This window comes from Enterobacter sp. R-1.6.2 (genome assembly GCF_035064085.1).
GTDB lineage: Bacteria > Pseudomonadota > Gammaproteobacteria > Enterobacterales > Enterobacteriaceae > Enterobacter > Enterobacter asburiae_B.
Map to the genome: position 1 here is coordinate 99,925 of NZ_JASEYI010000004.1, position 20,801 is coordinate 120,725.

Consider the following 20,801-nt stretch of genomic DNA (forward strand, 5'->3'; position numbering starts at 1 on the left):
GGGGAAAAGATGGATTTTTTTAGCACGCAGAACATTCTGGTTCATATACCGATTGGTGCAGGTGGCTATGACCTGTCATGGATTGAGGCCATTGGCACGCTGGCGGGATTACTCTGTATCTGGCTGGCAAGCCTGGAGAAGATCAGCAACTACGCGTTCGGGCTGATTAACGTTACGCTGTTTGCGATTATCTTCTTCCAGATCCAGCTGTACGCCAGCCTGCTTTTGCAGCTGTTCTTCTTCGCCGCCAATATTTACGGCTGGTACGCGTGGTCGCGTCAGAACAGCCAGCAGGAGGCAGAACTGCAGATCCGCTGGCTTCCATTGCCGAAAGCCATCGCCTGGTTTGTCGCCTGCGTGGTCGCCATTGGCTTAATGACCGTCTATATCAACCCGGTGTTTGCGTTCCTGACCCGCGTTGCCGTTTCGGTCATGTCCGGTTTCGGCCTGAACGTGACGATGCCCGAGCTCCAGCCGGATGCCTTCCCGTTCTGGGATTCCTGCATGATGGTGCTGTCGATTGCGGCGATGATCCTGATGACCCGTAAATACGTTGAGAACTGGCTGCTGTGGGTCATCATCAACGTGATCAGCGTGGCGATCTTTGCCCTGCAGGGCGTCTATGCGATGTCGCTGGAATATCTGCTGCTGACCTTCATCGCGCTGAACGGCAGCCGGATGTGGATTAAGAGCGCGCGTGAGCGAGGTTCTCACGCGCTTTCCAGCTAGTGGTGATGCTGATGTGAATGTCCGGACTGCGCCTCGTTAAGGTGGCAGTCCGGCCCGTTACAGAGCTGATACTCCATCTGGATGGTGGCGTGGCCAATTTCGTAGTGATGTTCAAGAAAATGCTGGATGCGTTCAAGCAGCGCATCGTGGTCGTGAGGCGGGATCACCTGGACGTGCAGCGTCATGACCGGTTTTTCCCCTACCAGCCAGACGTGCACGTGATGAACATTGCGGACTTCCGGGACTGAACGGCGCAGGTTGCGCTTCAGCTCGTCAATATCCATCGATGCCGGTGCCCCTTCAAGCAGTTCATTCACGCTCTCCTTCAGCAGCCGCCAGGCGCTGCGCAAGACCAGACACGACACCAGCACGGACAGAATCGGATCGACAGGCGTCCAGCCGGTGTAGAGGATCACCAGCGCGGCGACAATCGCCCCGACTGAGCCGAGCAAATCACCCAGAACATGCAGAGCCGCAGCGCGCACGTTGAGGTTCTTTTCCCCGCTGCCGCGGTGCAAAATCCAGAAGGCGAGGATATTCGCCAGCAGCCCCGCCACGGCAATCACCATCATTGTCGCCCCGGCGATCGGCTGCGGGTGTCTGAAGCGCTGTACGGCCTCCCAGACGATAAGAACGGTAATGACCACCAGCGCAATGGCGTTAACAAACGCGGCGAGGGTTGTTAGCCTCAGCCAGCCGAAGGTATGGCGCGCATTGGGAGGACGACGCGCAAACTGCACCGCTAGCAGGGCGAAGAGCAGCGCTGCGGCATCGGTCAGCATATGCCCGGCATCAGCCAGTAGCGCCAGAGAGCCGGAAATCAGGCCGCCAATGACCTCGATAACCATAAACGTTGCCGTGACGCCAAAGGCCAGCATCAGTCGTTTAGCGTTGTCGTTGCCGGGAGAGGGTGAGTGGGAATGGGAGTGCGCCATGTCTGCTTTCCTGATGTGTTATTGTTTTTAGTGTAGCGTTTTTAATAGGTTACTCCAAAAAGAAAGGAGAGCCAGAGCTCTCCTTTTTCTTACCGAACACCCCCGTTACTGGGTGGTGCCATCGGTTTTGGTATTCGCGTCGTTTCCTACTTTGTCATTAGGGTCAGGGCATTTGCCGTCCTTGCACATTGAGTTCTTATGAACCTCGTCCGAACTCATATTGTCATGGTTCATGGTGCCGGAACCGCTGCCGTTGGGATGCAGCATGGTGCCTCCGGTGTTAGTGTTGCCGGTATTGATCTGGCTGTTGTCGACATTATTCGGGGCGATATTCTGTTTCGCATCAGGTGCGGGCTGGCCTGCTGCTGCCGCGGCATTCGCATCACCGTTGCTGTCTGATGTGCCCGTTTCCGCGGCCAGGACGCTGCCGCTGGCCAGAGTGAGTGCGGCGGTCAGGAAGAGGGTTGCCAGTTTTGTCATTTTCATCATGGTGCTCCTGTTCTTGTCGTTACGCTGGATAACATTCTCCAACAGTGCATCTTTTTCTGAGGCGAAAGATTCCGCCTTACGGACTTACGTCAGTAGGGAATCGCGTTTAAGCGTGTAAAATTGGTTGTTACAGTTAAAAAGCTTAGGTTAGATCTCGTTTTTCGCTATTTTGTGGCGATTTTTAGGCGAATTCCAGGAATTATCTGCGTGAAGTGTAAAACCGTGTTTACACTTCCTGGTCGACAAGATAGATTGAAAGGATTGCTTTCATTACTAAAGATATGGCAGAGCTGGAAAGAAAATGAATTATCAGAACGACGATTTACGCATTAAAGAGATCAACGAGTTATTACCTCCTGTAGCGCTCCTTGAGAAATTCCCCGCCACTGAAAATGCCGCAAACACGGTTTCTCATGCTCGTAAAGCGATCCATAAGATCCTGAAAGGTAATGACGATCGTCTTCTGGTGGTGATTGGCCCGTGCTCCATTCACGATCCTGCAGCTGCGAAAGAGTACGCTGCCCGTCTGCTCACCCTCCGTGAAGAGCTGAAGGACGAGCTGGAAATCGTGATGCGCGTCTATTTTGAGAAACCGCGCACCACCGTGGGCTGGAAAGGACTGATTAACGATCCGCATATGGATAACAGCTTCCAGATCAACGACGGCCTGCGCATTGCGCGCAAGCTGCTGCTGGAGATCAACGACAGCGGCCTGCCTGCGGCCGGTGAATTCCTGGACATGATAACGCCGCAATACCTGGCAGACCTGATGAGCTGGGGCGCAATTGGTGCCCGCACAACCGAATCTCAGGTGCACCGCGAGCTGGCGTCCGGTCTCTCTTGCCCGGTGGGTTTCAAAAACGGCACTGACGGCACCATTAAGGTGGCTATTGACGCCATCAATGCAGCGGGTGCGCCGCACTGCTTCCTGTCCGTGACCAAATGGGGCCATTCCGCCATCGTTAACACCAGCGGAAACGGTGACTGCCATATCATTCTGCGCGGCGGCAAAGAGCCGAACTACAGCGCGAAACACGTGGCGGAAGTGAAGGTCGGGCTGGAAAAAGCCGGGCTGCCACCGCAGGTGATGATCGATTTCAGCCATGCCAACTCCAGCAAGCAGTTTAAAAAGCAGATGGAAGTGGGTGCAGACGTCTGCCAGCAGATTGCCGGCGGTGAGAAGGCGGTGATTGGGGTAATGATCGAAAGCCATCTGGTTGAAGGTAACCAGAACCTGGAAGGCAGCGAGCCGCTGGTGTATGGCAAAAGCGTCACCGATGCCTGCATTGGCTGGGACGATACCGATACCATCCTGCGTCAGCTGGCGAATGCGGTAAAAGCGCGCCGCGGCTGAATTCTCAGGCACAAATAAAAAAGCGCGGAAGGCTCCGCGCTTTTTTTATGCCTTGCGAAAATTACTTCGCTTTACCCTGGTTCGCGACAGCCGCTGCTTTCGCCGCGATCTCTTCTGCGTTACCCAGATAGTAGTGTTTGATTGGCTTGAAGTTTTCGTCGAACTCATACACCAGCGGTACGCCAGTTGGGATGTTCAGTTCGAGGATTTCGTCTTCACCCATGTTGTCCAGGTATTTCACCAGCGCACGCAGGGAGTTACCGTGAGCCGCGACGATCACGCGCTCGCCGCTTTTCAGGCGTGGCAGAATGGTTTCGTTCCAGTAAGGCACAACGCGGTCGATGGTCAGCGCCAGGCTTTCGGTGGTTGGCAGCTCAGCGTCGGTCAGCTTCGCGTAACGCGGGTCGTGGCCCGGGTAACGCTCGTCATCTTTGGTCAGCTCTGGTGGGGTGATTGCGAAGCCGCGACGCCACTGTTTGACCTGCTCATCGCCATATTTCTCAGCGGTTTCCGCTTTGTTCAGGCCCTGCAGCGCACCGTAGTGACGTTCGTTCAGTTTCCAGGACTTCTCAACCGGCAGCCAGGCCTGATCCAGTTCGTCCAGCACGTTCCACAGGGTGTGGATGGCACGTTTCAGCACAGAGGTGTAAGCAAAATCAAAGCTGAAGCCTTCTTCCTTCAGCAGTTTACCCGCTGCTTTTGCTTCGCTTACGCCTTTCTCAGACAGATCAACGTCGTACCAACCGGTAAAGCGGTTTTCGTTGTTCCACTGGCTTTCGCCGTGACGCACCAGGACCAGCTTAGTTATAGCCATCTCTTACTCCTCAAGCATTTTTAGAATGATAACAATTCTCATTATATTGCCGTGGCTGTGCCACCAGCAACGCTTAACCCTAACCATAGCGAAAATAGTCTCTGAGTGTAAGATGCTTGTGAATCCAGGGTTATGATTTTGTCTGCGATCGGCGCTATTTTCAGCAAGGCGCGCAGAAAAAAGCCCTCCGGAGGGAGGGCTGGATATTAATGTGGAATAAAATGATATTCCGTCACGCTCACGTACTCTTTACCCGGACGCAGCACGCAGTCCGGCTGCGGCCATTCCGGATGGTTCGGGCTGTCCGGCAGGAACTCGCTCTCCAGCGCCAGGCCTTGCCAGTCGCTGTACTCATCGTGTTCGCGCGCCGTCGTGCCGCCGAGGTAGTTGCCTGAGTAAAACTGCAGTGCAGGGGCTGTGGTATAAACCGTCATCTGCAGTTTCTCATCCGCAGACCAGACCTGCGCGGCAGGCTGTTTCACATCGCCTTTGGCCTGGAGCAGGAAAGCGTGGTCGTAGCCTTTTACCTTACGCTGATCGTCATCGCTAATGAAATCCTGGGCGATGGACTTCGCGCTGCGGAAGTCAAAGCTGGTGCCGCTCACGTCTTTGAGGCCCTGATACGGAATGCCCATCTCGTCAACCGGCAGATACGCATCCGCCAGGATCTGCAGCTTATGCTCACGCACGTCGCACTGGTTACCGTCCAGGTTGAAATACGCGTGATTGGTCAGATTGACCGGACACGGCTTATCGACCGTCGCACGGTATTCGATGGCGATACGGTTGTCGTCGGTCAGCGTAAAGCGCGCGGACGCGACAAGGTTCCCCGGGAAGCCCTGATCGCCATCAGGCGAATCCAGCGAGAACAGCACTTCGCCATCGTTTTGACGAACAATCTTCCAGCGGCGTTTATCAAACCCGTCCGGTCCGCCGTGCAGCTGGTTCTCACCCTGGCTTGGAAGCAGGGTGTACTGCACGCCGTCGAGTTCAAAACGGCTCTTCGCGATGCGGTTAGCATAGCGCCCGACGGACGCGCCCAGATAGGCGGACTGATTGACGTACTGCTCAGGCGAGGCGCAGCCGAGCAGGGTCTCGCGCACGCTGCCGTCCGGCATCGGTACGCGGGCAGAAAGAAGGGTTGCCCCCCAGTCCATCACCGTAACGACCATCCCCGCGCTGTTGCGCAGGGTTAACAGGCGATACGGCAGACCATCCGGTGCAAGGGTAGGTGTTTCGTTTAGCACTGTCCGGCTCCTTGTGATGCTTTACAAACATAGAAGGTTTCTTTGATACCCGTTTTTGCTTCGTACTGCTTCGCCACGGCATCCTGTACGGCAGGGACCAGCTCTTCTGGCACCAGCGCAACGATGCAGCCGCCAAAACCGCCGCCCGTCATGCGCACGCCGCCTTTGTCGCCAATGGTGGCTTTAACGATGTCCACCAGGGTGTCGATCTGCGGAACGGTGATTTCAAAATCATCGCGCATGGAGGCGTGAGATTCCGCCATCAGCTCACCCATGCGTTTCAGGTCACCTTTCGCCAGCGCGGACGCGGCTTCAACGGTACGGGCATTTTCCGTCAGCACGTGACGAACGCGTTTGGCGACAATCGGATCCAGCTCGTGCGCCACTTTGTTAAATTCATTGAGCGTCACGTCGCGCAGGGCAGGCTGCTGGAAGAAGCGGGCGCCGGTTTCGCACTGCTGGCGGCGGGTGTTGTATTCGCTGCCCACCAGCGTGCGCTTAAAGTTGCTGTTGACGATCACCACAGCCGCGCCTTTCGGCAGGGGAACGGCTTTGGTACCCAGCGAGCGGCAATCAATTAACAGGGCATGCTCTTTTTTGCCCAGCGCGGAGATCAGCTGGTCCATAATGCCGCAGTTGCAGCCCACGAACTGGTTTTCTGCTTCCTGACCGTTCAGGGCGATTTGCGCGCCATCCAGCGGCAGATGATAAAGCTGCTGGAACACGGTGCCCACGGCGACTTCCAGGGACGCAGAGGAGCTTAAGCCCGCACCCTGCGGCACGTTGCCGCTGATAACTAAATCCGCACCGCCAAAGTTCTTGTTGCGCTTCTGAAGGTGTTTCACCACGCCGCGCACGTAGTTAGACCACTGCTGGCTGTCGTGCGTCACAATCGGGGCATCGAGGGAAAACTCGTCCGTCTCATTACCGTAATCCGCCGCAATCACGCGAACTTTACGGTCGTCGCGCTTCGCGCAGCTGATGACGGTCTGGTAATCGATAGCGCACGGCAGCACGAAACCGTCGTTATAGTCGGTGTGTTCACCGATCAGGTTAACGCGGCCTGGCGCCTGGATAACGTGGGTGGCAGGGTAGCCAAATTTCTCAGCAAACAGGGATTGTGTTTTATCTTTCAGACTCATTTTTTTAGACTCCTGATTCGCGATAGTGGACGTCGCTAACGGCACGCAGACGTTCTGCCGCCTGTTCCGCCGTCAGGTCACGCTGGGTTTCCGCCAGCATTTCATAGCCCACCATGAATTTACGCACCGTCGCAGAGCGCAGCAGCGGCGGATAGAAATGGGCGTGCAGCTGCCAGTGTTGATTCTCTTCGTCGTTAAACGGGGCGCCGTGCCAGCCCATGGAGTACGGGAAAGAGCACTGGAAGAGGTTGTCGTAACGGCTCGTGAGCTTTTTCAGCGCCAGGGCAAGGTCGTCGCGCTGCGCGTCGCTAAGATCGGTGATGCGCTGCACGTGCGCTTTCGGCAGCAGCAGCGTTTCAAACGGCCAGGCGGCCCAGTAGGGGACGACGGCCAGCCAGTGTTCGGTTTCCACCACGGTGCGGCTGCCGTCGGCCAGCTCGCGCTGGGTGTAGTCCACCAGCATCGGCGAACCGTTTTCAGCAAAATACGCTTTCTGCAGACGGTCTTCACGCTCGGCTTCGTTAGGCAGGAAGCTGTTCGCCCAGATCTGGCCGTGCGGGTGCGGGTTAGAGCAGCCCATGGCCGCGCCTTTGTTTTCGAACACCTGCACCCACGGATAGCTCTGCCCCAGCTCTGCGGTTTGCGCCTGCCAGGTGCTGACGACCTCTTTCAGCGCGTCCACGCTCAGCTCCGGCAGCGTTTTGCTGTGATCCGGTGAGAAGCAGATCACGCGGCTGGTTCCGCGCGCGCTTTCGCAGCGCATCAGCGGATCGTGGCTTTGCGGCGCGTCCGGCGTGTCGGTCATCAGCGCGGCAAAATCGTTGGTGAACACGAAGGTGCCTTTGTAGTCCGGGTTTTTATCCCCGGTGACGCGCGTGTTGCCCGGACAGAGGAAGCAGTCCGGGTCGTGCTGTGGCAGCGTCTGTTTTGCAGGCGTCTCCTGCGCGCCCTGCCAGGGGCGCTTGGCGCGATGCGGAGAAACCAAAATCCATTGCCCGCTTAACGGGTTAAAACGACGATGCGGATGATCGACGGGGTTAAATTGCGTCATGACGGATCCTTAGTCCGGATAGCCTTGCGGGTGGCGTGACTGCCAGTGCCAGGTATCCTGTGCCATTTCATCAAGCGTGCGCGTCACACGCCAGTTAAGCTCTTTGTCGGCTTTGGTGGCATCGGCCCAGTAAGCAGGCAGGTCGCCATCACGACGCGGAGCGAAGTGATAGTTCACCGGCTTGCCGCAGGCTTTGCTGAAGGCGTTAACCACGTCCAGCACGCTGCTGCCGACCCCGGCGCCGAGGTTGTAAATATGCACGCCCGGTTTGTTGGCCAGCTGCTGCATGGCCGCAACGTGACCGTCGGCCAGATCCATCACGTGGATGTAGTCGCGCACGCCGGTACCGTCTTCGGTCGGATAGTCATTGCCAAAAATCGCCAGCGAGTCGCGGCGACCCACGGCAACCTGGGCGATATACGGCATCAGGTTGTTCGGGATGCCCAGCGGATCTTCCCCCATATCGCCTGACGGATGCGCGCCGACCGGGTTGAAGTAGCGCAGTAAGGCGATGCTCCACTCCGGCTGCGCTTTTTGCAGGTCGGTCAGGATCTGTTCCACCATCAGCTTGCTTTTGCCGTACGGGCTTTGCGGCGTACCGGTCGGGAAGCTTTCAACGTAAGGGATTTTGGGCTGATCGCCGTAGACGGTGGCGGAGGAGCTAAAGATGAAGTTTTTGACGTTCGCCGCGCGCATGGCGGAGATGAGACGCAGAGTACCGTTGACGTTGTTGTCGTAATACTCGAGCGGCTTCGCAACGGATTCACCGACCGCTTTCAGACCCGCGAAGTGGATCACCGCTTCGATGGCGTGGTCGTGAAGGATCTCGGTCATCAGCGCTTCGTTGCGGATGTCGCCTTCCACGAAAGTCGGTTGTTTACCGCCAAGGCGTTCAATCACCGGCAGCACGCTGCGCTTACTGTTGCACAGGTTGTCGAGGATGATGACGTCGTGACCGTTTTGCAGCAGTTGCACGCAGGTATGACTACCTATGTAACCGCTACCACCTGTTACCAGAACTCGCATATTTCGCTCCATTGGGCTTATGGTATGTAATAACCATAGCATAACAGAGACGCGAAAAGTGTGACATGGGATAAAATAGTGGAATCGTTTACACTCGTTTTCACACTCGCTTTTTCAATGACTGAGTGCATTCTAGATCAAAGAGATAGCCATGTATTGATGCAAGTTATCTGAAAAAGAGGAGGGCAGAGCCCTCCACGGTTAATCGACGTTGCTGAGAAGGTAGCGATAACCCTCACCGTCCGGCACAAACTCCAGACGATGCGTGATGCAGGCGGGGGCATCTTCGGCATGATGTGAAACGAACAGCAGCTGCGTTTCACCTTCGCTAATCAGCACGTCCACAAAGCGGCGGATAAGCTGGCGATTCAGCGGATCGAGTCCCTGCAGCGGTTCGTCGAGGATCAGAAGCGTAGGGTGTTTCACCAGCGCGCGAACGATCAGGGCCAGACGCTGCTGCCCCCACGACAGACTATGAAACGGCGCGTCAGCGACCCGGTTGTCCATGCCCAGAATATCCAGCCACTGCTGGGCGAGCTTGTGCTGTTTGTCAGACACCGCCTGATAAATACCGATGGAATCAAAATACCCGGAAAGGATCGCGTTGCGTACCGTGGTACTGACCCGGTAATCCAGATGCAGGCTGCTGCTGACGTAGCCGATATGTTTTTTAATATCCCAGATGGTTTCGCCGCTGCCGCGACGCCGACCAAACAGCGTCAGATCGTTGCTATAGCCCTGCGGGTGATCGCCGGTGATAAGGCTCAGCAGCGTGGATTTTCCCGCGCCGTTAGGGCCGACAATCTGCCAATGTTCGCCGGAATTGACCGTCCAGCTAAGACGGTTGAGGATCGGGCGATCGTCATAAGAGACAATCCCATCTCGCAGCACGATGCGCGGCTGGTGGGGATCGAGCGCATGGCGGGCCGAAGGGGCGTCAGGTTCCGGAAGCGTAATTCCGTCGAGTTGTTCACTGTGTGCGAGCTGGGCAATGAGCGCCTGCTTGAGCAGCGCTGTTTTTTCGCCGGTCTCGGTCAGGTTACAGTCGGCCAGTACGCCCGCGTGCTGAATAAAGTCCGGAATTTCATCGAAGCGGTTAAGCACCAAAACCAGGGTATATCCCTGCTGATTAAGCGACTCCAGCAGGGTCGCCAGCTGCGCACGGGACTGCACGTCAAGACCGTCAAACGGTTCGTCGAGGATAAGCAGTTCGGGCTCGTTCATCAGCGCCTGGCAAAGCAGCGTTTTTCGCGTCTCGCCGGTAGAAAGGTATTTGAAGCGCCGGTTGAGCAGGGCGGTGATGCCGAACCGTTCTGCCAGGCGCTGACAGCGGGCGGGATCTTTCACCTCATCCTGAATAATTTCCGCCGTCGTACGGCCGGTATCTTCTTCGCCAGGGCTGAGTAAATCAGTGTTATTGCGCTGCCACTCGTCGCTTACCAGCTTTTGCAGTTGTTCAAATGACAGGCGCGTCAGGCGCGTAAAGTCGCCCTGGCATTCGCCCTTGAGGAGGGGGAGCTCGCCGGCCAGCGCGCGGGCCAGCGCGGATTTACCGCTGCCGTTAGTGCCGACAAACGCCCAGCTTTCACCCGCGCGTATCGTCAAATCAGCAATCGTCAGCGTTCGGGTATCGCTAAGACGAAACGTGCCTTGCGAAATATGCAATGATGACATGTTTTATCCCTGTTTTTGCAGCAACAGATATCAGGGATACGCACTGTCGGCGCGATTGTCAATGCGCTCAGCACAATGTGGCGATAATCACCCGGTCTGCGTTGAACCAGGCGGTAACGACAGTACCTTCTTCTAAACCGTCCGCTTCGCTAAGCGGTATTGTCGCGCAAAGCGGTTGCCCGTCTGCGAGGGTCATCAGCACTTCGCACTGCGCCTGGCCGCGTTCGATATGGCTAATAGCGCCCTGGAGCTGGTTATCGGCCGCCTTTGCGGCGTCGGGATCGCGCGTGATATTGACCCACGGCGCTTTCAGCAGCACCAGCACCTCTTTACCTTCATCGAGCTCAAGGCGCTCTGCGCTCTGCGCCGTTATTGCGGCCTTCAGACGGGTGGTGCCATCGGCAAGCAGGATCTCAATATGCTGCTGTACCTGGAGATTGTCGCGCGCCGTCACCGTTCCAAACCACTGGTTGCGGGCGCTGGTTTGTAACGAGAAGCGGGAAATTGCGGCCAGCAAGCTGTCCAGCGGAACGTTATCGTCGTCGCTCAGCACATCAAACGCTTTTTGCTGGATCTGGGCCAGCAGATCGTAAAGCTGAATAAGGCGCTGGCCATAGCGCGTCACGATCGCACCGCCGCCGCCTTTGCCGCCCGTGGCTCTGTCCACCAGCGGGTGTTCGCTCAGGGTGTTCATTTCGTTGATGGCGTCCCAGGCACTTTTGTAGCTGATGCCCGCGTTTTTCGCCCCCTGGCTAATCGAGCCCGTTTGTTCTATTTGTTTAAGCAGGGAGATACGTCGCGGATCGGCGAAAAGCTTTTGCTGAAGTCGTAGAGTGAGAAGAATTTCGGCCTGCATAACAGTGTCCTGGCAAAAAGAGTATTGTGACCCAAATGGTGCAGGGCGCAAAGGGTACCGCACAAAAGGGGATGTTTTTCTCACTTGAAAGGGTAGAATGAGCCGTTCACAATATCTGGAGAAAACCATGTTAGAGTTGTTGAAAAGTCTGGTATTCGCCGTGATCATGGTACCAGTAGTGATGGCCATCATCCTCGGTGCCATCTACGGCCTGGGTGAAGTGTTCAACGTCTTTTCGAACATTGGTCACAAAGACCAGGCTAAAAAGCAGCATTGATTCCCCACAAAACGCCCGGCGAGTCCGGGCGTTTTGCTCTCAAGATTTTCCCGTCTACGCCGATATTATTTAACGCATCACACCGGTTTACCTCTTCAGCGGTACGATTAAACGCTGGGATCTCCCTGACGTTATCGTTATATTAAGATGTATATAACGCTACTCACAGGAGTTACAGATGGCACGTTCATGGGTACGCCTTTTCGCAGGGGCAACGCTGACGCTTTCACTTACCGGACACGCGCTGGCGGACGAGGGTAAAATCACCGTCTTTGCCGCGGCGTCGCTGACCAACGCGCTGCAGGACATCGCGGCGGCGTATAAAAAAGAGAAAAACGTCGAGGTGGTTTCCTCTTTTGCCTCTTCCTCGACGCTGGCGCGCCAGATAGAAGCGGGCGCACCGGCGGATCTGTTCATCTCGGCTGACCAGAAGTGGATGGACTACGCGACGGAGAAGAAATCGATTGATGCCACAACCCGCGAAACGCTGCTGGGGAATAGCCTGGTTGTCGTGGCGCCAAAAGCCAGCGCGCAGGCGGACTTCACCATCAACAAAGAGACCCACTGGACGAGCCTGCTGAACGGTGGCCGTCTGGCCGTGGGCGACCCGGAGCACGTTCCGGCCGGGATTTATGCCAAAGAAGCGCTGCAAAAGCTGGGTGCATGGGAGACATTGTCACCGAAGCTGGCCCCGGCGGAAGACGTGCGCGGCGCGCTGGCGCTGGTAGAACGCAACGAAGCCCCGCTGGGCATTGTGTATGGCTCTGATGCCGTTGCCAGTAAAGGTGTAAAAGTGGTCGCAACGTTCCCGGAAGACTCCCACAAGAAAGTGGAATATCCTGTTGCGATTGTTGATGGACATAAAAATGCGGCCGTGACGGCCTTCCGCGATTACCTGAAAGGGCCGGAGGCGTCCGCAATCTTTAAACGTTATGGATTTACGACTCACTGATGATATTGACCGATCCTGAATGGCAGGCTGTTCTGCTGAGCCTAAAAGTCTCTTCCCTGGCGGTTGCGCTGAGTTTGCCCTTTGGGATCTTCTTTGCCTGGCTACTGGTTCGCTGTCAGTTTCCCGGCAAAACGCTGCTCGACAGCGTGCTGCATCTTCCGCTCGTTTTGCCGCCCGTGGTGGTCGGTTACCTGCTGCTGATTTCGATGGGGCGACGCGGTTTTATCGGCGAGAAGCTCTACGACTGGTTTGGGCTGACGTTTGCATTTAGCTGGCGCGGTGCGGTGCTGGCGGCGGCGGTGATGTCATTCCCGCTGATGGTGAGGGCGATCCGCCTCGCGCTGGAAGGCGTGGACATGAAGCTCGAACAGGCGGCCCGCACGCTGGGCGCAGGGCGCTGGCGCGTCTTTTTCACCATCACGCTCCCGCTCACGCTGCCGGGCATTATTGTCGGGACGGTGCTGGCCTTCGCCCGCTCGCTGGGCGAGTTTGGCGCGACGATCACGTTTGTGTCGAACATTCCCGGCGAGACGCGAACTATTCCGTCGGCAATGTATACCCTGATTCAAACGCCGGGCGGTGAAGGCGCGGCGGCGCGGCTGTGTATTATTTCAATTGTGCTGGCGCTGGTATCGCTGATGGTGTCTGAATGGCTGGCGCGGCTCAGCCGCGAGCGGATGGGGAAATAAGCATGCTGGAACTCCATTTCACCCAGACGCTGGGAAACCATACCCTGACGCTTAACGAGACGCTGCCGGCAAGCGGAATCACCGCCATCTTTGGCGTGTCGGGGGCGGGAAAAACGTCGCTGATTAATGCCATCAGCGGCCTGACCCGCCCGCAGTCAGGCCGTATTGTCCTGAATGACCGCGTCCTGAATGACGTGGAGAACAAAATTTACCTCTCGCCGGATAAACGCCGCATCGGCTATGTTTTCCAGGACGCGCGCCTGTTCCCGCACTACAGCGTGCGCGGCAACCTGCGTTACGGCATGGCGAAAAGCATGGCCGGGCAGTTTGACAAGCTGGTGACGCTTTTAGGCATTGAGCCTCTGCTCGACAGGCTGCCATCCTCGCTCTCCGGCGGAGAAAAACAGCGTGTGGCCATTGGTCGCGCGTTGCTGACCGCCCCCGAGCTGCTGCTGCTCGACGAACCGCTGGCCTCGCTCGATATTCCGCGTAAACGCGAGCTTCTGCCTTATCTGCAGCGCCTGACGCGCGAAATTAATATTCCGATGCTCTACGTCAGCCATTCGCTGGATGAGATCCTCCATCTGGCCGACAGGGTGCTGGTGCTGGAAGAGGGCAGCGTGAAGGCCTTCGGCAACCTGGAAGAGGTGTGGGGCAGCAGCGTAATGCACCCCTGGTTACCCCGGGAACAGCAGAGCAGCATCCTGAAAGTGAGCGTTCTGGAACATCACCCGCACTACGCGATGACCGCCCTGGCGCTGGGCGACCAGCATCTGTGGGTCAATAAGATCGACAAACCGCTACAGTCCGCGCTGCGAATTCGCATCCAGGCGTCGGACGTCTCGCTGGTGCTGCAGCCGCCGCTGCAAACCAGTATTCGAAATATTCTGCGCGCCAAAGTCGCGGAGTGTTTTGATGATAACGGGCAGGTGGAAGTGAAGCTTGAAGTCGGCAGCAGGACGCTCTGGGCGCGCATCAGCCCGTGGGCGAGGGATGAGTTAGGGATCAAACCCGGCCTGTGGCTTTACGCGCAAATTAAGAGCGTCTCGATTACCGCCTGATTACAGCAGGTGGGTATAAATGTACTGCGCGATGCTGTCGGTGGTGTTGTCGCCAATCACCACGTTGGCGCGGGCTTTTACCGCGTCGTCGGCATTGCCCATCGCCACGCCGGTACCGGCGGCTTCCAGCATGCTGATGTCGTTATAGTTGTCGCCGAAGGCGATCACGTCACGCATCGACCCGCCCTGCGATTCCACATACTGCGTCAGGCGCTTGCCTTTGCTGTTGCCTTTGCGGGCAATATCCACCTGGTCATGCCAGGACCATTCGCACTCCAGACCCAGCGTGTGTTCCACGTGTTTTGCGAAGGTATTCAGTTTGGTGGTGTCTTCATCGGTCAGGGCGAATTTCCAGATAGCCTCAACGTCCTGGGCTGCCTGACGCAGGGAGGAAACCTGGGTAAAGACCGGACGCTGCGCTTCAGGCAGGGACAACGCCCAGTTGCTTGTGCGCACCACGTGGCCTGTAGGACGCTCGTACACCATCGCGTTATCCACGTACATCAGGCCGTGAACGGCATGCTCATCCAGCAGATCGATCAGCTGCAGCGCCTGGGGAACCGGCAGCGGGTCGGATTCTAAAACCTTTTTTGCCTGATAATCATACAAATAAGTGCCATTACAACAAATTGCAGGTGTATCTAACGCCAGTGCCTGATAAAAAGGGTGAATGGCAACGTGATGTCGACCCGTTACGATAAGGAGTTGATATCCCACTTCCTGCGCGCGTTTTAGCGCCTCAAGGGAGGAGGGGAGAAGGGTTTTTTGCGGCGTCAGTAAGGTACCGTCTAAATCCAGAGCAATCACACGCGAGGTCATCTGTTTTCCCGGGTTAATATTGAATTTACGTTTTGATGGGATGGTACACCGAGAGGCGAACGCTTCAAAATTCCTGTCGACAATTCAGCATTCACCGTCAAAAGTTAACTACTTTCATGCGCAGTGAGGAGTGAATATTCATGAAACAAACCGTTTATACCGCCAGTCCTGAAAGCCAGCAGATCCACGTCTGGCGTTTAAATACCGAAGGGACACTCACGCTGGTTCAGGTTGTTGATGTGCCAGGCCAGGTGCAACCGATGGTCATCAGCCCGGATAAACGTTTCTTGTACGTGGGTGTGCGCCCGGAGTTTCGCGTGCTGGCCTATCGTATTTCTCCGGACGATGGCGCGCTGACGTACACTGCCGAAGCCCCGTTGCCGGGCAGCCCAACCCATATCTCGACCGATCGTAAAGGCAACTTTGTCTTCAGCGGCTCTTATAACGCGGGCTGCGTCAGCGTAACGCGTCTGGAAGATGGTATTCCGGTCGAAACCGTGGATGTGGTGGAAGGGCTTGAAGGCTGCCACTCGGCGAATATCTCTCCGGATAACCGCACGCTGTGGGTGCCTGCGCTGAAGCAGGATCGTATCTGCCTGTTCACCCTGAGCGACGATGGTCACCTGGTGGCGCAGAATCCTGCCGAAGTGACTACCGTTGAAGGCGCCGGTCCGCGCCATATGGTCTTCCATCCGAACCAGCAGTACGCCTACGTGGTCAATGAGCTGAACAGCTCTGTGGACGTATGGGAGCTGAAAGATCCAAACGGCCAGATTGAGTGCGTGCAGACGCTGGACATGATGCCGTCTGATTTCTCCGATACCCGCTGGGCGGCGGATATCCACATTACGCCAAATGGCCGCCATCTGTACGCCTGTGACCGTACCTCCAGCCTGATTACCGTCTTTAGCGTCTCTGAAGACGGCAGCGTGCTGGCGATTGAAGGGTTCCAGCCAACGGAAACCCAGCCGCGCGGCTTTAATATCGATCACAGCGGTAAATACCTGATTGCGGCGGGGCAGAAATCCCACCACATCGCGCTGTATGAAATTAAAGGCGAGCAGGGGCTACTGGAAGAGAAAGGGCGTTATGCCGTAGGCCAGGGGCCAATGTGGGTCGTGGTAAACGCTCACTAAGCGGCTAAAAACAAAAAACCTCGCGAATGCGAGGTTTTTTTATGCCCGGTAAACGCAGCGCCACCGGGCAAAACAGCTTACTGCTTCGGCTCAGCAACCACTTTGCTACCCAGACCGCGGTTGTTGTATTCCCACATGCGGTTGAAGTTAGCGTCGTTCAGGTTGCGCTGCACGTTCCCTTTATCATCCACCGCACCGGTATTGCCGGAGAATGGACGTTTGGAGATCGCGGCATCAGCCCACGGCTTCGCCATGTTGAAGCCTTCATTGATCACGCTGTCGCGGATCACGACCTGACCGTTGGTCGCAGAGTCCACGTCCAGGGAGCGTCCCAGCTGCGCCACGCCGTCACCGGCAGCGTTAAAGCGGCTGTTCACGGCCAGGAAGCCGTAGAAGAGGTTAGACTGGGTTGCCGGAGCAAACACGTAACCTTCCTGCTGAGTGCGGGAGTTCACCACGCGGAAATCGGTATTATCAAACACCACCGCGCCGCGACCGGACACCAGATCCACGTCACCTTCAACGTAGCTGTTGGTCACCAGAGTACGGGTCAGGCGGTTATTCTGCAGGGTGTTCTGCACGCCGCTGTTGGTCACGAAGAAGGTGTTCTGACGGCCCAGAATGTTGACGTTATTAATCTGCACCTTATCGCCATCGCTACGCAGCGCAACGGCCTGGTGGCTGCCGGCATCAACGCTGTCGCCCAGGGTATTCTGAATGGTCAGGTTCTGCAGCTGCAGACCGTTATTCTGAGACCAGAATACCGCCGAGCACATCACGCCAATGGTGGCGGAACGCTTGCTCTGGCAGTTATCAAACATATACCACGCCGGTTTGCCCGGCATATATTTACCGGCCGGATTCACCAGGTGACGCCAGGCGTTGCTGTCGATTTCGGAATCAATCGCCAGGCCAATTTTTACGTCGATCGCTTTTTCGCCCAGACCGTAAAGCGTAATGCTGCCAGGGGCCGCCGGAACATACACGGTGCCTTCATATTCACCCGGCAGGATCGCGATGTACTGGCGAGACGCGCTGTGTTTAGTGATGGCAGCATCAACCGCAGCCTGAATAGACGTATGCGTTACGCCCTGCGCACCCGCCGGGCCAACCACGAAGTCAGGCTGTTTAGGCAGGTTGATAGAAGACGGTGTCCACGGCGCAGCGTTAGGATCCATCGCCGAGAAGTAGTGCGCACGATCGAAGTTCTTCGCTTCATCAGCGGACAAAATCGGGCGGGAGGCGGTACCGGGCGCAACCTGCTCAGAAGGACGCTGATCCGGTGGTGTTGAACTGCATGCGGATAAGGTCACGCCAAAGGCGAGTGCTAACGCCAGACGGGAAATCCTGGAAATGTTCAAGGTAGAGCTCCTGGGTATGCAAGTCTTAAACGGGATAGACGAAATAGCCTGCTTTTTTATACTAAGTTGAGCGAAACGGGAAGATAAAAAGGGTAAAAGTTGCATTTTTAGCCCCGGAGCGGCAGGTAAGTGATCACAAATAAATAACATTTTCAGTCAAGGCGGTTGACAGTAGACGGTGGATGCAAATAAATGTCTATACAACCTAAGACAAGTGGAATGCCCCATGCAGCAGATTCATCCCGACGATGTAATATGGCGAAATGCGCGACTGGCTACGATGGCGCCGGACGTACCTGCGCCTTATGGACTGAAAGAGCAACACGCTCTGGTCGTGCGCGGCCACACTATTCTGGCCGCGATCCCTGAATCTGACATTCCTTCCGGACACCGACACTGTGTCGATCTTCAGGGGCGTCTGGTCACGCCTGGCCTGATTGACTGCCATACCCACCTGGTATTTGGCGGCGACCGCGCGGCGGAGTGGGAGCAGCGTCTGAACGGCGTCTCTTATCAAACCATCAGCGCCCAGGGGGGCGGGATTAACGCTACCGTGACGGCGACGCGCAGCAGCTCAGCCGAAACCTTGCTGAAACTGGCGCAGCAGCGGCTCCTGCGTCTCATGAATGAAGGCGTGACGACCGTTGAAATCAAATCGGGATACGGGCTCAACGCCGAGGCCGAAGAGAAGATGCTGCAGGTTGCCCGCCAGCTGGGCCTCAATAATCCGATTGATATCAGCCCAACGCTGCTGGCGGCCCATGCGGTTCCGCCGGAATACCGGCAGGATCCGGATGCCTACCTCACGCTGGTCTGCGAGCAGATACTGCCTACGCTGTGGCAAAAAGAGTTATATGAAGCAGTCGACGTGTTTTGTGAAAACGTCGGCTTTACCCCGTCGCAGACCGAGCGCCTCTTCAAGGCCGCCGCCGAGCTGGGTATCCCGGTGAAAGGGCATGTCGAGCAGCTGTCGAATCAGGGCGGCGCGGCGCTGGTGAGCCAGTATAAGGGCCTTTCCGCCGATCATATCGAATATCTCGACGACGCAGGCGTTCAGGCGATGGCGGAAAGCGGCACGGTTGCCGTCCTGTTGCCGGGTGCGTTCTATTTTCTGCAGGAGCGACAGCGTCCGCCGGTTGAACAGCTCAGAAAACAGGGCGTGCCGATGGCCGTCGCCACCGACTATAACCCCGGCACCAGCCCGTTTGCGAGCCTGCACCTGGCGATGAACATGGCCTGCGTCCAGTTTGGCCTGACCCCGGAAGAAGCCTGGGCTGGCGTCACGCGGCATGCCGCGCAGGCGCTGGGCCGTGGCGCAACCCACGGGCAGCTGCGGGCAGGGTTTGTCGCCGATTTTATCGTCTGGGATGCCCATCATCCGGTTGAGATGGTCTACGAGCCGGGACGCAATCCGCTGTATCAACGTATTTTCCGTGGGGAGGCAGTATGAGGTTATGGCGGCCCGTAGCCGAAACCGTCTGGCAGGGGCGCGATGACAGCGCCGAGGCCAGCAGTGCAAAGCGCATTTTCCAGACGATAAAGCAGCAGGGCCAGTTCACGCCGCTTTCATCCGGCATCGCGCTGATAGGCTTTGAATGTGATGAAGGGGTAAAACGCAATCAGGGCAGGCCCGGCGCCGTGCAGGCACCGGATATGCTGCGAAAAGCGCTGGCAAATATGGCAAGCCATCAGGGGCATGACCGGCTGGCGGATATGGGCTCGGTGTACGTTGAAGGCGGCGAGCTGGAAGCGGCACAGCAGGCGTTAAGCGATGCCGTCACGGCCTGTCAGCAGTCCGGGATGCGGACGCTGGTGTTTGGCGGCGGGCACGAAACCGCGTGGGCGCACGGTCGCGGCGTGCTGGACGCCTTTCCGAACGAGCGGGTTGTCATTATCAACCTTGATGCCCATCTCGATCTGCGCAAGGCCGACCGGGCCACATCCGGCACCCCGTTTCGCCAGCTGGCGCGCTACTGCGATGAGCGCGGGCGGGAATTTCACTACGCCTGCCTTGGCGTGAGCCGGGCGGCGAACACGCTGGCGCTGTGGGATGAGGCCGAACGCCTGAACGTCACGCTGGTGGAAGATCTCCATTTCAGGCGCGATGCGCTATCCGCCCTGGAAAGGGTGCTGGCGCAGGCCGACCGTATCTATCTGACGATCGACCTGGACGTCCTGCCCGCCAGCGAAATGCCTGCCGTGTCCGCACCGGCTGCGTTAGGCATACCGGCGCTGGATCTTCTCCCGGTTATCGAACAAATCTGCCGTAGCGGTAAGCTACAGGCCGCCGATCTGGTAGAGTTTAACCCGCAGTACGATCGGGACGGGCAGGGCGCTAAGCTCGCCGCCCGCCTGGCCTGGCAAATTGCTCACTGGTGGGCATAACACTATTCAAGGAGTCACGATGTTTTCACGCTCACCTCTGCCGCAGTCGAGCCCTCCCGCGCCTTTCTACGAAAAGGTGAAGCAGGCAATTAGCGAAAAAATCGCCACCGGCGTCTGGCGCCCGCACGATCGCATTCCTTCGGAGGCCGAGCTGGTGGCGCAGTTTGGTTTTAGCCGGATGACCGTCAACCGGGCGCTGCGCGAGCTGACCGACGAAGGGCTTCTGGTGCGCCTGCAGGGCGTGGGGACGTTTGTGGCGGAACCGAAAGGACAATCGGCGCTGTTTGAAATCCGCAGCATTGCGGACGAGATAGCCGCGCGTAATCATCAGCACCGCTGCGAGGTGCTGGTGCTCGAAGAGACCCAGGCCAGCGCCGAGCAGGCCACGGAGCTTAACGTCAAGGAGGGAAGCCGCATTTTCCACTCCGTGATGGTGCATTTCGAAAACGACATTCCGGTACAGATTGAAGATCGCTGCGTTAACGCTGAGCGGATACCGGACTATCTGAACCAGGATTACACCCAGACCACGCCGCATGCCTATCTCTCGCTCGTCGCACCGCTGACGGAAGGGGAGCACATTGTGGAGGCCGTGCGCGCCACGCCGCAGGAGTGCGAAAGGCTACGCATTAAAGAGCACGATCCGTGCCTGCTGATCCGCCGTCGAACCTGGTCCTCGTCGCACATTGTGTCGCATGCCCGGCTGCTTTTCCCGGGGAATCGCTACCGGCTGCAGGGCCACTTCATGTCATAAGTTTTATAAGCGTGATCGCTAACGCAATATAACAAAATTGTATCTTTTTT

Annotated in this window: 21 protein-coding genes; 10 read left to right on the forward strand and 11 right to left on the reverse strand. The window is 57.2% G+C overall.

Features of this window, described 5'->3' with window-relative positions; all coding sequences use genetic code 11:
- The first annotated feature begins 9 nt into the window (after nucleotides 1–9).
- The gene (gene pnuC / locus QMN93_RS06145; RefSeq protein ID WP_094934374.1) at nucleotides 10–729 is read left to right on the forward strand and encodes a nicotinamide riboside transporter PnuC; all 720 of its coding nucleotides are present in this window, start codon (nucleotides 10–12) and stop codon (nucleotides 727–729) included.
- Here pnuC and zitB read toward each other — a convergent pair.
- On the reverse strand, nucleotides 726–1,664 hold the full coding sequence (gene zitB, locus QMN93_RS06150; RefSeq protein WP_193138924.1) for a CDF family zinc transporter ZitB: 939 nt from the start codon (nucleotides 1,662–1,664) through the stop codon (nucleotides 726–728). The two genes, pnuC and zitB, sit on opposite strands and share 4 nt — an antisense overlap.
- Before the next feature lie 105 nt (nucleotides 1,665–1,769).
- Nucleotides 1,770–2,150: a YbgS-like family protein gene (locus QMN93_RS06155; RefSeq protein ID WP_193139961.1), complete on the reverse strand. Its 381-nt coding sequence runs from the start codon at nucleotides 2,148–2,150 to the stop codon at nucleotides 1,770–1,772.
- 304 nt (nucleotides 2,151–2,454) lie between these two features.
- On the opposite strand from QMN93_RS06155, the gene aroG reads away from it, so the two are divergent.
- On the forward strand, nucleotides 2,455–3,507 hold the full coding sequence (aroG, locus tag QMN93_RS06160) for a 3-deoxy-7-phosphoheptulonate synthase AroG (protein ID WP_024908788.1): 1,053 nt from the start codon (nucleotides 2,455–2,457) through the stop codon (nucleotides 3,505–3,507).
- Nucleotides 3,508–3,568: 61 nt separating this feature from the next.
- On the opposite strand, the gene gpmA is transcribed toward aroG, so the two are convergent.
- The 7 genes from gpmA to modE all read right to left on the reverse strand — a co-directional run bounded on the left by gpmA (nucleotide 3,569) and on the right by modE (nucleotide 11,317).
- Complete coding sequence (gpmA, locus tag QMN93_RS06165; protein WP_033144959.1) at nucleotides 3,569–4,321, reverse strand: 2,3-diphosphoglycerate-dependent phosphoglycerate mutase; 753 nt, start codon at nucleotides 4,319–4,321, stop codon at nucleotides 3,569–3,571.
- Between the two features lie 206 nt (nucleotides 4,322–4,527).
- Nucleotides 4,528–5,568 carry a galactose-1-epimerase gene (gene galM / locus QMN93_RS06170; RefSeq protein WP_182383189.1) on the reverse strand — a complete coding sequence of 347 codons (1,041 nt, stop codon included), beginning with the start codon at nucleotides 5,566–5,568 and terminating at the stop codon, nucleotides 4,528–4,530.
- The gene (gene galK, locus QMN93_RS06175; RefSeq protein ID WP_033144961.1) at nucleotides 5,562–6,710 is read right to left on the reverse strand and encodes a galactokinase; all 1,149 of its coding nucleotides are present in this window, start codon (nucleotides 6,708–6,710) and stop codon (nucleotides 5,562–5,564) included. Before galK ends, galM begins: the two co-directional genes overlap by 7 nt.
- 4 nt (nucleotides 6,711–6,714) lie before the next feature.
- The gene (gene galT, locus QMN93_RS06180) at nucleotides 6,715–7,761 is read right to left on the reverse strand and encodes a galactose-1-phosphate uridylyltransferase (RefSeq protein ID WP_033144962.1); all 1,047 of its coding nucleotides are present in this window, start codon (nucleotides 7,759–7,761) and stop codon (nucleotides 6,715–6,717) included.
- 9 nt (nucleotides 7,762–7,770) lie between these two features.
- Complete coding sequence (galE, locus tag QMN93_RS06185) at nucleotides 7,771–8,787, reverse strand: UDP-glucose 4-epimerase GalE (protein WP_193138925.1); 1,017 nt, start codon at nucleotides 8,785–8,787, stop codon at nucleotides 7,771–7,773.
- 201 nt (nucleotides 8,788–8,988) lie between these two features.
- Nucleotides 8,989–10,461 carry a molybdate ABC transporter ATP-binding protein ModF gene (modF, locus tag QMN93_RS06190; protein ID WP_182383190.1) on the reverse strand — a complete coding sequence of 491 codons (1,473 nt, stop codon included), beginning with the start codon at nucleotides 10,459–10,461 and terminating at the stop codon, nucleotides 8,989–8,991.
- A 67-nt stretch (nucleotides 10,462–10,528) separates the two neighbouring features.
- Nucleotides 10,529–11,317 (reverse strand): molybdenum-dependent transcriptional regulator, encoded by a 789-nt coding sequence (gene modE, locus QMN93_RS06195; protein ID WP_182383191.1) that lies wholly within the window; start codon nucleotides 11,315–11,317, stop codon nucleotides 10,529–10,531.
- Nucleotides 11,318–11,444: 127 nt separating this feature from the next.
- Between modE and QMN93_RS06200 the strand changes: the two genes are divergently transcribed.
- The 4 genes from QMN93_RS06200 to modC all read left to right on the forward strand — a co-directional run bounded on the left by QMN93_RS06200 (nucleotide 11,445) and on the right by modC (nucleotide 14,296).
- The gene (locus tag QMN93_RS06200; RefSeq protein WP_023310811.1) at nucleotides 11,445–11,594 is read left to right on the forward strand and encodes an AcrZ family multidrug efflux pump-associated protein; all 150 of its coding nucleotides are present in this window, start codon (nucleotides 11,445–11,447) and stop codon (nucleotides 11,592–11,594) included.
- 178 nt (nucleotides 11,595–11,772) lie between these two features.
- Nucleotides 11,773–12,546, forward strand: a complete 774-nt coding sequence (gene modA / locus QMN93_RS06205) for a molybdate ABC transporter substrate-binding protein (protein WP_182383192.1) — start codon at nucleotides 11,773–11,775, stop codon at nucleotides 12,544–12,546.
- Nucleotides 12,546–13,235 carry a molybdate ABC transporter permease subunit gene (gene modB, locus QMN93_RS06210; protein WP_033144966.1) on the forward strand — a complete coding sequence of 230 codons (690 nt, stop codon included), beginning with the start codon at nucleotides 12,546–12,548 and terminating at the stop codon, nucleotides 13,233–13,235. The genes modA and modB overlap by 1 nt, the downstream gene beginning before the upstream one ends.
- A gap of 2 nt (nucleotides 13,236–13,237) precedes the next feature.
- On the forward strand, nucleotides 13,238–14,296 hold the full coding sequence (modC, locus tag QMN93_RS06215; RefSeq protein WP_045403804.1) for a molybdenum ABC transporter ATP-binding protein ModC: 1,059 nt from the start codon (nucleotides 13,238–13,240) through the stop codon (nucleotides 14,294–14,296).
- Here the strand turns inward: modC and QMN93_RS06220 are convergent, their stop codons facing one another.
- On the reverse strand, nucleotides 14,297–15,115 hold the full coding sequence (locus tag QMN93_RS06220; protein WP_033144968.1) for a pyridoxal phosphatase: 819 nt from the start codon (nucleotides 15,113–15,115) through the stop codon (nucleotides 14,297–14,299).
- A gap of 140 nt (nucleotides 15,116–15,255) precedes the next feature.
- Between QMN93_RS06220 and pgl the strand changes: the two genes are divergently transcribed.
- Nucleotides 15,256–16,251: a 6-phosphogluconolactonase gene (gene pgl, locus QMN93_RS06225; protein ID WP_023292974.1), complete on the forward strand. Its 996-nt coding sequence runs from the start codon at nucleotides 15,256–15,258 to the stop codon at nucleotides 16,249–16,251.
- Between the two features lie 77 nt (nucleotides 16,252–16,328).
- Here pgl and QMN93_RS06230 read toward each other — a convergent pair whose 3' ends face one another.
- The gene (locus tag QMN93_RS06230) at nucleotides 16,329–17,612 is read right to left on the reverse strand and encodes a putative acyl-CoA thioester hydrolase (protein ID WP_048976073.1); all 1,284 of its coding nucleotides are present in this window, start codon (nucleotides 17,610–17,612) and stop codon (nucleotides 16,329–16,331) included.
- Between the two features lie 226 nt (nucleotides 17,613–17,838).
- Here QMN93_RS06230 and hutI point away from each other — a divergent pair, with 226 nt between their 5' ends.
- The 3 genes from hutI to QMN93_RS06245 are packed head-to-tail and all read left to right on the forward strand — an operon-like array spanning nucleotide 17,839 to nucleotide 20,751.
- Nucleotides 17,839–19,062: an imidazolonepropionase gene (gene hutI, locus QMN93_RS06235; RefSeq protein ID WP_087822199.1), complete on the forward strand. Its 1,224-nt coding sequence runs from the start codon at nucleotides 17,839–17,841 to the stop codon at nucleotides 19,060–19,062.
- On the forward strand, nucleotides 19,059–19,997 hold the full coding sequence (gene hutG, locus QMN93_RS06240; RefSeq protein ID WP_182383193.1) for a formimidoylglutamase: 939 nt from the start codon (nucleotides 19,059–19,061) through the stop codon (nucleotides 19,995–19,997). The genes hutI and hutG overlap by 4 nt, the downstream gene beginning before the upstream one ends.
- A 19-nt stretch (nucleotides 19,998–20,016) precedes the next feature.
- Entirely contained in the window at nucleotides 20,017–20,751 is a 735-nt protein-coding gene (locus QMN93_RS06245; RefSeq protein ID WP_023310841.1) for a histidine utilization repressor, read from the forward strand.
- Nucleotides 20,752–20,801 lie beyond the last annotated feature (50 nt).